This is a genomic window from Daejeonella sp., from assembly GCF_030684675.1.
Taxonomy (GTDB): Bacteria; Bacteroidota; Bacteroidia; order Sphingobacteriales; family Sphingobacteriaceae; genus Daejeonella.
This window is the reverse complement of the sequence record NZ_JAUXXZ010000038.1, coordinates 1-13,885: the sequence shown is the minus strand read 5'-3', so window position 1 is coordinate 13,885 and position 13,885 is coordinate 1. Positions and strand designations below refer to the sequence as shown.

The window sequence follows — 13,885 nt, the reverse complement described above, 5'->3', positions numbered from 1 at the left end:
CGTCAATTGATCTTAGAGGGGGCAAAGATTAATACAGTAGGCAACTATTTCAGATCAATCAGAGCCATATACAATAAGGCTATTAAGGCCAAAATTGTGGACAGGTCTTGTTATCCCTTTACTGAAATCCAGATCAAAAGTGCAAGAACTGCAAAAAGGGCTATCTCTTTAAATGATTTGAAGAGGCTTTACAAGTTAACGTTAAAGCCTAATTCTAAAAGCTGGCATGCAAGAAATTACTTCTTTCTTAGCTTCTATTTAATAGGTATTTCTTTCACTGATCTTGTGTATCTACAAGCTGATAGTATCATTAAAGGAAGAGTTGTATTTAAGAGACGTAAAACCCACAAGGAGTATAGCATCAAAATTTTACCTCAGGCTCAACAAATTCTGGATTATTACAAGAGAGACTGGAACAGTTATCTCTTGCCTGTTTTACCAAGTAGAGTTAAGGAAGATAGCATTGAAGCTAAAAAGTACATTCATCAATGGATTAAAACAACTAATAAATTTCTGAGGAGACTTGGAGATGAATTAGAACTAGAAAGTCCATTAACTACTTATGTGGCTAGACATACATGGGCAACTACAGCTAAAAGGATGGGCTATTCAAATGAACTTATTGCTGAAGCACTAGGACATGAGTATGGAAATGCAATAACTAATATTTACTTAGATAAGTTTGATAATGAGATTATTGATGAACTAAATAGTAAAGTAAGTAAATTCATGTATGCGAGTATCTAATATTTATTAGAATGTTTTATCGTCAGAGTCCATCATCTATACAGATGGTGGATTACTTAATCATAGAATAAACTTATTCGTATTTATTATTTTACCTTTAATTTTAAAGTCAACATAAAGTTAATCCTAAGACAATCAAATGATCCCCGAATTTTTAGACGAAGATAAAATTAGTGCTGTTCATTCATTGACAGGAAAAGTGTTAAAAACTGGCTGGAAAGTTATAGAAAAAGCAAAGTTCAAACCAGGATCTACTGGAGGAAATTTTTCTGTATGTTATATTGTTGAAAGGGATGGCAAAATTGGATTTTTAAAAGCATTAAATATCCTATCGTTTATAAAAGATGATAATCCAGATCTGTTAGAGGCAATGACCCTTGGCTTAAATACTTTTAATTATGAAAAGGAAATTTTAATTCGATGTAAGTCCAAAAATCTTTCTAAAGTCTCTAAGTTAATTGAGGCTGAACAGGAAAATTTCCCTGGATATATTGTTGCCAATGTTTTTTATTTAATATTTGAAAAAGCTGACGGTGATGTAAGAAATCATTTGAATTTCACATCCTTAGTCGATGATGCTTGGAAGTTAAGATCATTACATAATATAGCAACTGGAATCAAGCAACTACATAATATCGACACTTCTCATCAAGACCTTAAACCATCAAATGTCTTTATTTTTGATAAAGTAGTTTCCAAAGTTGGGGATTTGGGTAGATCACTTTGTGAAACACTTACTTCTCCTCACTCTGGGATGGATTTTTCAGGTGATCAAAGGTATGCTCCCCCAGAGGTTTTTCATAGATATGTTCTTCCTGATTGGAAGGATAAGGTTTTTGCCATTGATTGCTATTTATTAGGGAGTATGGCATGCTTCTATTTTACTGGACAGAGTATGACTGCTCTTCTCTCCCAAAAACTTGATAGGTCAATTAATATTTTGTCATTAAATTTTGATAACTCCTTACCTTATTGGTTTATGGCCTTTGAAGAAGCTCTGGAAATAATCAAAGAGCACACTAAGGATATTGATGGTCAAACTCAATTAATTGAGGGGATTAAGATGCTTTGTTTTCCAGACCCTAGAAAAAGAGGTCACTTTAAAAACGTTCAAGGCATTGGCAATAATTATCAAATGGACAGATTCGTAGAATTATTTAATCTGTTAGCCTGTAAAGCAGAATTAAAATTAACACGATAACAAGTGGCAAGCTTATTTGAGAAGAAAGACAGGCATTTAATACCCAATTGGCGGAGTTTTGTTAATACTGCTAAGCTTGGGGAATTAAATGGGAGTAAAGGAATTAAGTTAGACTCAAGTTATCGTCCAGACATTTCTGATCTATTAGATGACTGGAATGAATCAAACAGCATTGGAGTTGCAGGAGATATTTTGGGAGTTGCATCAATATGTAATCAAGAAGATAATGCGGTAGTCAGAAATATCGCCACATATGTTCTTGAAAATCAGCATCTAGCATCCAAAGCTATCATTGATGTAGCTCATACTATCTTAACTCAAAAAGGAAAGGACATCCATTTAGATCTTGATATAAATTCATCAAGTTTATTTAATGACAATTCTCACTTGTTGGAACTTCATATTAAGATAAACAGCTTAAAACGTAAACTAGGAGATAATCCATTGAATCCAATCAATTGGGTAGAAATAGCGAGATATTATTCCATTCTAGGGCAAGAAGAAAAAGCTGAAAGGGCAATTAGAAATGCGTTATATCTTGCTCCAGAGAACAGATTTATTCTTAGAAGTGTATCAAGATTTTTTGTGCATTTTGGGGATGTAGGATTTGCTCATGACATAATACGAAAATCAACTTTAACAGAACATGATCCATGGTTACTTGCAACAGAAGTAGCTTTAGCTACCTTAAGAGGTCGAAGTTCTAGATTTTTTAATAAAGGTGTGAGCATAGTCAATTCTGGATCATTTCACCCTTTTAATACCACTGAATTGGCAGGTTCATTAGCGACACTGGAAATGAAGAATGCGAGCTTTAAGAAAAGCAAGAAGCTTTTTGAAACATCTTTGACAAATCCAAATGATAATTCATTGGCTCAAGCTCAATGGGCTTCACAACAAGAAAGAAGCTTAATGCCACTTAACCCTAGGAGTTTTAACCCTTCTAATTCTTTTGAGGCTTTGGCTAGAGATTTCTCGCAAAAGGAAAAATGGCAAGAATCTGTTGAGCATTCAAAATTATGGTTTTTTGATCTGCCATTCTCAAAAAGACCAATAATGTTTGGAATGGAAATAGCTTCATCCAAGCTAAAAGATCATCATCAAGCAGTGGAAATAGCTAAACTTGGATTATTATCACATCCTAATGATGGGCAACTTCTTAACAACATAATTTATTCACTCTGTCTTCAAAATAAAATAGCAGAAGCAGAAAAATATTTACTTGATATTAAGAAGGAAGATCTTGATATCAAAACGGTACTTGGAATTTGTTTAACTGCGACTAAAGGTCTTTACTATTTCCGCAAGGGATTTCATGATATTGGTAGACAATATTACTTGAGTTCAATGAGATCAGCACAAGAACAGGATCTTCAAGAAGTAAGAGCTATCTCCTTAATCAATTATATTAGAGAAGAAATATTAGTTGGGGAAGAAGATTTGTCTGAAATTATCTTACAGGTACATAAAATTGCGAATCATTACCATAACTTAGATTTAGGAAAAGATGCACAAGAGGTAATTGACTTGTATAATAAAAGTCACTCAAAATAGCATGCCAAATTGAGGTCTACATCCTATGCAGTTCTCTATGAAGCATAAGCACTCCCTGACTTTTCCTAAGAATCTTCTAAGAGGAGAAAGTCAGGGAGTGCAAATTCAGGCTAGTAGGCCTCTCACACACTAGGAAATAAGGCATTACGAAATTCCAATGCTTGCTTAAAATAACGCCAGCTTTACAAGCTGTCATGATTTTAGCTTTAGCAAAGTCATTTCTCCATAAAAGCTTACTCTGGATTTTATCCCACATCACAACCCTTGCATATAAAATCCACCAGCTTTAAGTTTTCATGTGCTCACCTGCTTGGTCAATTTGGACTTCAAACTTTTGGCCTTACCATCCCTTTTATCCCCTCAAAGCCAAAAGTTCTCGTGGCAAGCCATACTAAGCAGCGCCTTTTAGGCTTCCCTGCTTAGATCCAAATTTCCATTCGCAGCAGGTTCACAAGCAAACTGTGCTAAACTGTTTAAATTATAATGAAAGCAACATAAGATGACGTTATACGGTATTACTCATAATTTGTCCCTAGTTCCAGGAAATGAAACCTTTCAGAAGGTAAGCCAATATAAATATCTTCTAGGTATTGTCTCAACCATGTGTATTTCTCCTGTACGGGAAGGTTATTATTATATTTTTCTTCCTGCTGAATTACAAGTAGCATAAGTTGTGTAATTGTTTCTGAAATATCTCCGGTAGAAAAGGTATCCTTTAAGTTGCCCCAAACTGGATTCACAAATAACTTAGTAAATGAGGAGATCAACGAACCAAAAGCTTTGTTCAGAGGGTCATTTGATAAACCTTCAACTTCAGATATTGCACCATTTAAGGACTCAGTAATTTGATTTGTATAATGTGGAATATTCTTTATAAGATCAAAAATATTCAAGAAATAAACTCCATCTACGAGGTCAAATACAATGCTCTCCCTAATTAAATAACTTTCTTGATATTCTTTATCAGAAGAAATTAATCTTCTAATTATGTCGTAGTCAACAACGATTCTTGGGTATTTCGCTAAACCTTCCAGCTTGTATGCTTTCACTAATCCCCCTGAAAAGATCATATTGTTGTCTGAATAAAAACTTCCTATAGATATTCCTCCCCGCAGGAAAAATCCTTTACTAGCCATCATATGATAATACGTTTTGGTAATCAATCCTAGGCAATGGAATTGGTATATGAAGTCAGTATCGTTATCATAATATGGTAGCGAAATTGAAATACAGTCAGAAAACATACTATATTCTAAATGTTCTCTGATATTTTGATTATTAGGAAGTATCTGTGTTATTGATATATTAACAGCATCATTTAGTGCATTTTGTAAGTCTTTAAGAATATTAGAAAATTCATCGGTGTCATACTCTTGTATGATATCCTTAAAGCCTAGGATATCTATAAATGCAACAATTCTATCTTCAGTATCTACCAGAGAGCCCTTAAATAATTTTTTAGGATCATGGAGAATTCTAATATTTGTACCATTAGGTGTATCAGTCAATTCAACATAACACAACTTAAATAAACCATTACTTAAATCACATAATTTAGTCAGGGAAATTTTTTTATTCTTGTCTATAGTCTCGAATAACTTAAGTACTTCATCAAGAATTAATTTAATAGAAGGAGATAAGTCTTCGTCCTTCAGAAATGAATAATCCTTATAATATCTGAAGTATGTCAGACAGTGTTCAATCAATTGAAAATATTCCCTTAAAAATAGAAGATAAAGTAAGCCTAATTTTTCATTATCATTTTGATAGATGTAATGGAGCTTTTTAACCTTCCTTTTGAACTTAGTAATGTAAATTGAAAAGTCTCCTACAAATTCGTCTGTTCTCGGGAGTTTTAGGTCATCATATATAATTTTAGATTTATATACTTTATACCAGCAATATAAATCGGCATTTAGTCTGTCTTTTAGGGTATCGGAATCCTTAATGAGATTTATTTTAGGTTCTTCTTTTAAAATAGTTTGTCCTACGTAAATATCTAGCATTAATTCCCAAATCATTTGTGCACATGTAGCCGAATTTGGGTTTATGATAGTCCCATCAAGAATCATTATATATGCATCATCCTTAAAGAAAATTCTTCCAAAGGCTTTGAATTCCCTTTCTTGAGTTATTGCGGGATATACCGAATCAGGATATTTCAGCCTATTTGCCTGATCAACTATGTTATCACAGATTATAATTTCCGAAAGATTACTTGATAGAAATCCTTTGATTTCTGAGATCTCGATGATGCTGTTATAGATATCAGAATAAGCATTTTCAAAATTTGGATCTGATGGGAAATGGTAGGTTATCTTCATTAATTGACGTTATAAACAGTTTTGATAATTTCCTAATTAACTATAAAAGCCGTGTATATATAATCCCCATTCACTTATTTATAAGGACATACATACCACTCAACAGCCAAATCTCTTTTTAATTCCAGACTTAATTTTTTAATTATCATAAATCTGCCTCAATGCCCCCACAAATTCCTGACAGCTCAGTCAAGGATCAATTTAAACTTACTTATTTAATTTTTTTAATTTTATTATGAAAGATCATAAAGTTATATGCTTTCCTGTTCAGGAAATTCAACTAGTTTACAAGCAAAAATTTAAACCATCAGAAAGGCCAAAGGTCAACACATCAGAAGAGTCCTATAGGGCACTTCTAAGTACATGGAATACTGGTGTCATTGGATTTATTGAAGAATTCAAAATTTTACTATTAAACAGAGCAAATCGAGTAATAGGTTGTTATGAAGTTTCATTAGGTGGAATGTGTGGTACAATTGCTGATCCAAAGGTGATTTTTGCAGCAGCTCTTAAAGCATGTGCTACCTCTATTATTCTAGCCCATTATGCAAAGTATATTTTTATGTAAAGTAACAAGTGATAATCATGCATACATGTGTTTCAGCAATGAAAAGTCAGCATGTCACTTTACATAATAATATCAGAACTTCTTTAACCAGGTGATCAGATTTTCATCTTTTAACCACATCGCTTCTTCATTAGGATTCACCTCAACGTATGCTTTTTCCAATGCTTCACGTTTCTGTTTAGAGTCAGCTCTTGCATAGATTTCGGTCGTTATCACCGATACATGACCCAGTATATCCCGGATATATACCAGGTTAACACCAGCCTGGAGCAGGTGCATAGCCTTTGAATGCCTCAATGAGTGGCAGCTGATATGATCGGGTATTATCATTGGATTCTCCGTTCTTGCCGATCTGGCATATTTATCAAGAATGTAGTTTAACCCTGCGCGGGTAAGCTTTTCTTTTCTGCTGTTACAGAACAGCGGATAATGGTTAGCAAAAGGCTTATCCAGCCTGTTTTCCTTCATGTAGTTTTTAAGATGTTCTGTTTGAGCGTCCAGCATAGGAACTAACCGTGCTTTATTTCCTTTTCCTGTTATCTTAACTGTCGCAGGCCTATGGAGCCTCAATGATAAGGGTGTAAGATCTATAATTTCCTGCACCCTGGAACCGGTGTCATACATTAAAGAAAGGAGCGCCAGGTCACGTCTGCCCCGATGGGTTGTAACATCAGGTTGCTGCAGGAGTAGTTTTAGCCCCTCAATTGAAAGATAACTCATAGTCTCCTTTTTTGCCTTTTTGAATTTGACAGACAGGATCTTCTGGCATTCATGCAGGTGATCCAGGCTCTCATGCTGTAAATAGGAGTAGAACGAGTGGATTGCTGCAAGCCGGGAGTTTCGTGTGGAGCTGCTGCATTTTCTTTCTTTTTGAAGCCATTCCAGGAACTCTAAGATGGATTCTTTCGTGATGCCACCCAGGGTGAGTTTTTCAACTTTCACATGCTTGACCTCCTGAATAAATTTCAGGAGTAAAACAAACGTGTCCCTGTAGGCTGCAATTGTATTGGCACTGGCCCCTTTTTCGTTTGGCAGATACCTGGAAATAAAGTCGGATATATACTTCGAGAAATCAGTTGGCTTCATAGTTTCTATATTTAGGAAATACATCCAGGCATATCGTATCCACATCTCTGACCAGGCCAGGATACATACTGGCAGTTAAACGGACATACTGATTTGTTGCACCAAGAGACTGATGTCCCAGGTAATTGGAAAGGATTGGAAGTGAAACGTATAAATCAATCCCGGATTCTGCCATAGCAGCAAGGGAGGTAACAGCAAACGTGTGCCTCAGATCATGAATTCGGGGGCTTTGAGTGGCCCCGTGAAGTATTCCGGCACTGTCAAGGCACCTTTTAAACCATTTACCTACACTCTGACCACATCTCATTCCATCAGCCCGGATGAAGAAGTATTCAGATGCTTTCTGAGCCATGGGAAGCCTTTCCCGATGCCATACATATTCTTTACAGACAGAGCTCAGCGAGTCTGAAATAGGGATTATACGCTCTTTCCCGTTCTTGCTGTCCCGTACCAGAAGATGATTATCAGCCAGATTCACATCGCCATTTTTTAATGCTAAGGCTTCACCGATACGCAGTCCGGTACCGTATAAAAGCCGGAATAATGCGGGCATACACAACAGACAATTATGACTATTGGCTACTCTTAACTTAAGCTCATCACAGGCTTTGAACAATGCAACTATCTCGGCTGGGGAATAAATGTAGGGTATAAAAGTGTTTTGAGGTATTGGAGGTAGTCTGGGGACATAGCTTCCAATGCCTATATCCCGGAGATAGGAAGAAAGCTGCGCAAGGAACCCTGCTCGATTATACCGGTTAAGATCAGTTTCATTAGCCTTCTTTTCACACCATTTATCTGCAAACTCCTTTGTTATACCTAAAGATGTCTCTGATCTCTCTTGCGCGAAAAGGTCAATCTTACCCAGATAAAAAGCGCCGGATCCAAACTTGAAGCCGAGTTTCCTTTTCAGCTCTATAAACTGTTTTATAGGTAAACCATATATACTGTGATAGCCCTTATGCATAGAAGATTCCTCCTTTCTGTCCATAGAACCCCGCAGCAACAGCAGGAACATCCAGCATACATTGCTTCATTGACTTGAGATCAATCCTGAGATAATACCTGGTGGATTCCGTATTCTGATGCCCAAGAACTTCTGAGATTACCGGTAGGATTGTACTTTCCTCCAGCATTCTGAACCCCAGGCTATGACGTAGGGAATGGGGCCCAAACCTTCTGCTGCTGATATCAATACCGGCTTTTACAAAAGCTCTCTGAACCACATGAGTAACCACATTACTGCTTGGAAAAGCCACATAGGGTAACCTGGCTGTTAAGAATATGCAGGGTTCATCAGAAACCGGCCTGCTGTATTTGAGATAATCAATCAGCGCATTACCCACATCGGGCAGCATGGGCAGGACTAATTCCTTCCCTGTTTTATATTGGTCTATTTTGATCGTTGAATCCTGCCAGTGAAGGTTTTCAAACTTCAGCCTGCATATATCGGATGCTCTGAGTCCCAGCCTGGCGGCTAAAAGCAGGATCGCATAATTGCGTTTCCCGGTTGCACTGGATCTCTCGGCAGACAGGATTAACCTTTCTATTTCTTCTTTGGTATAGGTGGATGGAAGTTTAGCCTGGCTTACTGCTCTGTATTTGGGAATGCATAGCGCATAATCATTTGAAATAAGCTTTTGCTCAAAAAGATACGCTGTAAAGCCACGGATAGTCATGAGCGTATTCTGAACACCGGTTTTATATTGGGTATCCAGTTGATTGATAAAAAGCAGGAGAACGGGTAAATCCAGATCGGCAATAGAAGTGATGTTCTCTTTTATACAGTAATTGTAAAGCTTTAAAAGGTTACGTTTATGACAGCTCAAACTGATCACAGACAAGCGTTTTACCGTTCTTTTGTAATCGATATAGCTGTTAATAATATCGCCTATCGGGCCAGCAAAGACGATTTGCTTCAGATTCGGGCGAACCAGCAGGTTTACTTTGCCCAGTCTCATGAAATCTGACAGCATCTTTATGCCATTATAAAGCCGTATTTCCCGGGCATGAAGTTCTCTTTTAGAGCGGCCATCAAAGTGATATTGAAAAAGCTCTCTTTCTACTTCAGAGCTATACTGCTGATATCCTTTTGAATCCATAAAGAAGCGGACCCGCCGCCAGATCTTCCGGTATTGTTCAATAGCAGGAGGTGAAAAGTAAAGCTGTGAATCAAGATACTCAGCAACTTTACAGGTCAGGATGTCGAAATCCCTGAATTGTTCTTTCATATTGCAATTAGTTTAAAATGAATAATTGCAATAGTATTCAAGAATATTATGTAAAGTAAATTGTAGGCATAATTCTGGCAATGAGGTCGTTAACTATACTGCTTTACATAAGCATAAACTTTGCATAATGAGATTTATGTAAAGCTTTACATAAAGCTCATAATCATCCTAGTGGAAATTTAACTTCTAGTGATGCAGATATTCAACTGACCAATAAGATAAAACAGGGTGGTCAATTACTGGATATTAACGTGTTGGATCATCTTATACTATCTCCTGAAGGTTATTATAGTTTTGCTGACAATGGAGTGATGTAGATTAAATGTAATTTGTGAGCCATTAATTTATGGAATTGCAGGTAATTAGCATCTTTAAACTAAAATCGGTATGAAAAAACATATTTCAATCACAGCTATATTATTGATCCTACTTATTAACTGCGGCTTTGGCCAATTACCTCCGGGAGAATTTATAACCAATTCAACAATAAAAATTCTAACACAATATAATAAAATTAAGGATGGAAAATTAACTTCATATACAGGTTCTGGCACCGGGTTTTTCTTCAATTTTGATTATGGTGATAGTACGATTCCAGTCATAGTAACAAATTTTCATGTTATTGACAGTATAGAAAGTGTTACATTTTATTTTAAGCAAAAGGGACAATCAGGAGAACCGCTGTATACAAAGACTGAAAAAATCAAAATAGATAAGTCACAACTTAAGTGGATTAAACATCCAGATCCTAAAGTAGATTTAGCTATCATGCCGATAACACCATTGCTAAATCACTATCAAAAACTCAATAAGGGCCTATTTTATGCTGCTTATGAAGAAAATGACATACCCAATGACTCTACAATTAATTCCCTGTCAGCTATGGAGAACGTTCTTATGCTCGGGTATCCTTCTGGACTTAGAGACATAAAAAATGATTTACCAATAGTAAGGCAAGGAATTACTGCCACTCCCTATTATATCGATTATAATTCAAATCAAGAATTCCTATGTGACTTGTCAATGTTTCCAGGTTCAAGCGGATCCCCTATCGTAATATTTAATCCGGGCTCATTCATTGGCAAATATGGAGAGTTTTACCTTCGGAGCAGGTTTATATTCTTGGGGATAGCTTACAAAACCTATACAAGAGGGTTTGAGGCCAAGATTACAAATTCTGACTCTTCTAATTTGGTTATTAATAATCCTACCATAACAACCTCCATACCTTTGAATGTCGCCGTTGTTATTAAAGCAATCAGGTTACTTGATTTTAAACCTCTTCTTAAATAAAGCCTCTGTCAGATCCATATCTCAACTATTCCACCTATGCATTTAAGCAATCGGTAGACATATCTACATTTTCTTTTTCTGTGGTTGGGTAATCGGTGGATGTTTTCCTGATTTGATAATTCCGGCGGAAGATTAAGATTAAAAATCAAAAAGATCTTTGGGAGATACACCTAATCCTTTTGACAAAAGGCAAATAGTAGAAACAGTTGTATTAATCTTACCTAATTCAATATCAGAGACTTGAGAATACTCTATTCCAGCTTCCTGAGCAAGCTTTTCCATCGATAAGCCCTTTGCCTTCCTCAATGCTCTTAGATTGTTCCCAAAAGCAGTTATATACTCGTTATTTCTACTTCCATTCACCTAACGAAGGTGAATTTTAAACTATTTAATTATTATAGGATATATCCTATATTTAAAAGAAAAAACATGAAAAAATTAATATTAGGATTCATTATGATTGTCCTAGCAAATAACGTTTTTTGCCAAGATCTATTAATTAGTAATTTAATCCACTTAAGAACCCTGGATGCTATTTCAGCAAATGATTATCTTTCCAAAAGGGGATGGCAATTTAAAAGTTCATCAGAAATGGGTGAAGAGGGTGCTGCCGTAGCATCTTGGGTATTCCCTAACACACCTCACCAAGTTAGCCTTATTAATGATTTTAAGAATAGCAGATTTATCGCATCTTTTGATACTACTAATAAGGGATTTATAGATCGTTTCAAGATAGATTTATTAGCGAAGTCAGCAAAGTTAGTTGAAAGTAAGATTGGAAGTGATTCAATTCAAGCAGAATACAGTTTTAATAATCTTAGGGTATTATTCGTTGTCCAAAAAGAAGATGAAATTACCCGATATACAATTTATGTTGTTAATCCTGATTAAACAGTGCTATAAGTAACAAATGAACTAATTAAAATTCAAAAATGAGCGAAAAGAAAGTAGAAAATACGTGGAAATATATTGGAATAATGGGAGTTGGGGCTGTAGCTTTTAACCAACTTCAAGGCTCACCTAATTTATGGGTAAGCTTGATTCTAATTGCTTTTACAATAGGATCATTTACAATATATTTTAAAAATGAATGAAGAATTAATTTCTTAAAATTAGCAAGGGAGAAAGAAGCTTCTTTTGCCTTGAATAAACTTATACACCTACTTTATTGTATAAATAACCAATCAGTATGCAAGAGTTCATAAATAATTTAATACCAAGATTGAAAAATTTAAGCAAGACCTTAGATCAAGTAGAGGTATTTGTAGACAAGGCTTGGGTTTATACGGATGAAAATAACAACATCCATGAATATACTTTTTTAAGAGATCAGAGACTTATTGTTTCTTTTAATGGACAGATACAAAAAGGAAAATGGGAATTGCTTCCAACAGGAAAATTATTGCTAGATATTGCTCATGAAAACATGATGCTTGAAAAAGCATTTATTAACAAGGCAATACTCGTATTAAAGAAAAATGGAATGGATGATCAACCATTTATACTTTTTGATATTAAGAAAATTCCTGATGGAAATATTACTTCTTATTTAGAAATGCTTGCTGAAAATCCTATGCTCCATTTAGAGGATGAAACAAGTGGTCCAAAGGAATCGTTTGATTATTTTGATGTCACAGTCGTTGTTATCAGTTTTATTTTTATTGTAATATTAATTCTTGTGCTTGCAGGCCCCACAAAAGCAACTTGAAAAGGATTTTGATTTTTTAAAACACATCTTAATTTAAAATGTCCAAAGGCTTTAATTCCTCAAAAACTTATCATGCAGGTGAATTTTGCTGTACCAGTTGTAAACATAAAACAATTGTTTTCATTAATACATCATATACTCTGTTTGATTTTTATGAAGAAGATAGGTTCTGCAACTCTTGTGGGCAGGAAAAGGAATATGTCTGTGATGGGACTTTAATACTGAGATATGACTGGCCTAATGCAGATGATGATCCTTGGCAAATACAAGGTGCATATGTTCCAGAGGAATTAAAGTATTGTACTGATTGCAGGGATGAAGTGCCTATTCCAGAGGACTGGAAGAAACTAATTGTTGGTTGCAGTCAATGTGAAGGTGATATGAAATTCAATGAATAATTAATTAACAAATTTTATAAATCAGGTTATCTGATAGTGCATATATAGTGTAATCTTAAAAATAGAGGCAAATTCATCATTCCCGAATAGCTCAGCTGGTTAGAGCATCTGACTGTTAATCAGAGGGTCGCTGGTTCGAGCCCAGCTTCGGGAGCTAGTTAAATAACTAGTAATGCCCCACCAATGTCCAGGTGGGGCTTTTTTATTTTAGAGATTTTTCTTCTTCAATAGAATTCCTTCCTTTTTAAGCTATTTGGTTTGAGCATAGTTTGAGCAAACTACCTTAGGCATGACCATAAATCTCAAATTATGGTTCAATTAAAAATCATTTTAGATACCAGAAGAAAAAAATCTGATGGTACCTATCCCATTATGTTCCGAGTCACCAATTCCAAACAAGTAAATTATTTGTCTTTTGGATTATCAATTACTGTAGGAGACTGGGATGAGAGTAATAGATGTATCTCCTCAACTCATCCCAATTTCCAATCCCTGAATATTTCTTTAAGTAAAAAATTCTATGAAATTCAGAAAGCTGTATTAGCCTTAGAAGAGGAGGGATATTTTAATATAAACCTGTTAAAGGAGGCTCTACTTCCTCAACAGAAGAGGGTAGTCATTAGTAAGGAGGTTCCATTTCTACAGTTCTCAAAGAAAGTCATAGAAGACCTAATTTTAGAACAGAGAATAGGAAATGCAATAGTCTATCAAACTGCTGTTAACAGGATTATGGGATTTTGTAATAACAGCTCTATCAAGTTTTCAGAGATTAATT

Annotated in this window: 15 protein-coding genes, 1 tRNA gene and 1 pseudogene; 12 read left to right on the top strand and 5 right to left on the bottom strand. The window is 35.4% G+C overall.

What is annotated here, in order from left to right:
* The 3 genes from Q8M41_RS08025 to Q8M41_RS08015 form a co-directional block, all read left to right on the top strand.
* Positions 1–747: tyrosine-type recombinase/integrase (locus tag Q8M41_RS08025; RefSeq protein ID WP_305364733.1), on the top strand; the 747-nt coding region annotated here is incomplete at its 5' end.
* 139 nt (positions 748–886) lie between these two features.
* Positions 887–1,948, top strand: coding sequence for a protein kinase (locus Q8M41_RS08020; RefSeq protein WP_305364732.1), 1,062 nt, complete (start codon positions 887–889; stop codon positions 1,946–1,948).
* 3 nt (positions 1,949–1,951) lie between these two features.
* A complete protein-coding gene (locus Q8M41_RS08015) occupies positions 1,952–3,502 on the top strand; it encodes a hypothetical protein (RefSeq protein ID WP_305364731.1) in 1,551 nt (516 codons plus the stop codon).
* 515 nt (positions 3,503–4,017) lie between these two features.
* Here the strand turns inward: Q8M41_RS08015 and Q8M41_RS08010 are convergent.
* Positions 4,018–5,826, bottom strand: coding sequence for a hypothetical protein (locus Q8M41_RS08010; RefSeq protein WP_305364730.1), 1,809 nt, complete (start codon positions 5,824–5,826; stop codon positions 4,018–4,020).
* A 235-nt stretch (positions 5,827–6,061) separates the two neighbouring features.
* Between Q8M41_RS08010 and Q8M41_RS08005 the strand changes: the two genes are divergently transcribed.
* A complete protein-coding gene (locus Q8M41_RS08005) occupies positions 6,062–6,394 on the top strand; it encodes a JAB domain-containing protein (protein WP_305364729.1) in 333 nt (110 codons plus the stop codon).
* A gap of 72 nt (positions 6,395–6,466) precedes the next feature.
* Here Q8M41_RS08005 and Q8M41_RS08000 read toward each other — a convergent pair whose 3' ends face one another.
* The 3 genes from Q8M41_RS08000 to Q8M41_RS07990 are packed head-to-tail and all read right to left on the bottom strand — an operon-like array spanning position 6,467 to position 9,711.
* Entirely contained in the window at positions 6,467–7,480 is a 1,014-nt protein-coding gene (locus Q8M41_RS08000) for a site-specific integrase (RefSeq protein ID WP_305364728.1), read from the bottom strand.
* A complete protein-coding gene (locus Q8M41_RS07995) occupies positions 7,467–8,447 on the bottom strand; it encodes a tyrosine-type recombinase/integrase (protein ID WP_305364727.1) in 981 nt (326 codons plus the stop codon). The genes Q8M41_RS08000 and Q8M41_RS07995 overlap by 14 nt, the downstream gene beginning before the upstream one ends.
* Positions 8,440–9,711 (bottom strand): site-specific integrase, encoded by a 1,272-nt coding sequence (locus Q8M41_RS07990; protein ID WP_305364726.1) that lies wholly within the window; start codon positions 9,709–9,711, stop codon positions 8,440–8,442. Before Q8M41_RS07990 ends, Q8M41_RS07995 begins: the two co-directional genes overlap by 8 nt.
* 155 nt (positions 9,712–9,866) lie before the next feature.
* Here Q8M41_RS07990 and Q8M41_RS07985 point away from each other — a divergent pair.
* Together Q8M41_RS07985 and Q8M41_RS07980 are read left to right on the top strand one after the other, a co-directional pair.
* A pseudogene (locus tag Q8M41_RS07985) lies at positions 9,867–10,028 on the top strand (JAB domain-containing protein); the annotation flags it as partial.
* Between the two features lie 70 nt (positions 10,029–10,098).
* Entirely contained in the window at positions 10,099–11,004 is a 906-nt protein-coding gene (locus Q8M41_RS07980) for a serine protease (RefSeq protein WP_305364725.1), read from the top strand.
* Between the two features lie 138 nt (positions 11,005–11,142).
* On the opposite strand, the gene Q8M41_RS07975 is transcribed toward Q8M41_RS07980, so the two are convergent.
* A complete protein-coding gene (locus Q8M41_RS07975) occupies positions 11,143–11,367 on the bottom strand; it encodes a helix-turn-helix domain-containing protein (protein ID WP_305364724.1) in 225 nt (74 codons plus the stop codon).
* A 66-nt stretch (positions 11,368–11,433) separates the two neighbouring features.
* Between Q8M41_RS07975 and Q8M41_RS07970 the strand changes: the two genes are divergently transcribed.
* The 6 genes from Q8M41_RS07970 to Q8M41_RS07945 all read left to right on the top strand — a co-directional run.
* Positions 11,434–11,895, top strand: coding sequence for a hypothetical protein (locus Q8M41_RS07970; protein ID WP_305364723.1), 462 nt, complete (start codon positions 11,434–11,436; stop codon positions 11,893–11,895).
* 41 nt (positions 11,896–11,936) lie between these two features.
* Positions 11,937–12,098: a hypothetical protein gene (locus tag Q8M41_RS07965; RefSeq protein WP_305364722.1), complete on the top strand. Its 162-nt coding sequence runs from the start codon at positions 11,937–11,939 to the stop codon at positions 12,096–12,098.
* 95 nt (positions 12,099–12,193) lie between these two features.
* Positions 12,194–12,712 (top strand): hypothetical protein, encoded by a 519-nt coding sequence (locus Q8M41_RS07960; RefSeq protein ID WP_305364721.1) that lies wholly within the window; start codon positions 12,194–12,196, stop codon positions 12,710–12,712.
* 38 nt (positions 12,713–12,750) lie between these two features.
* On the top strand, positions 12,751–13,110 hold the full coding sequence (locus tag Q8M41_RS07955) for a hypothetical protein (protein ID WP_305364720.1): 360 nt from the start codon (positions 12,751–12,753) through the stop codon (positions 13,108–13,110).
* An 80-nt stretch (positions 13,111–13,190) separates the two neighbouring features.
* A tRNA-Asn gene (locus Q8M41_RS07950) sits at positions 13,191–13,264 on the top strand.
* 155 nt (positions 13,265–13,419) lie between these two features.
* Positions 13,420–13,885, top strand: a 466-nt coding sequence (locus Q8M41_RS07945; RefSeq protein ID WP_305364719.1) for a hypothetical protein, incomplete at its 3' end; no start/stop codon positions are given.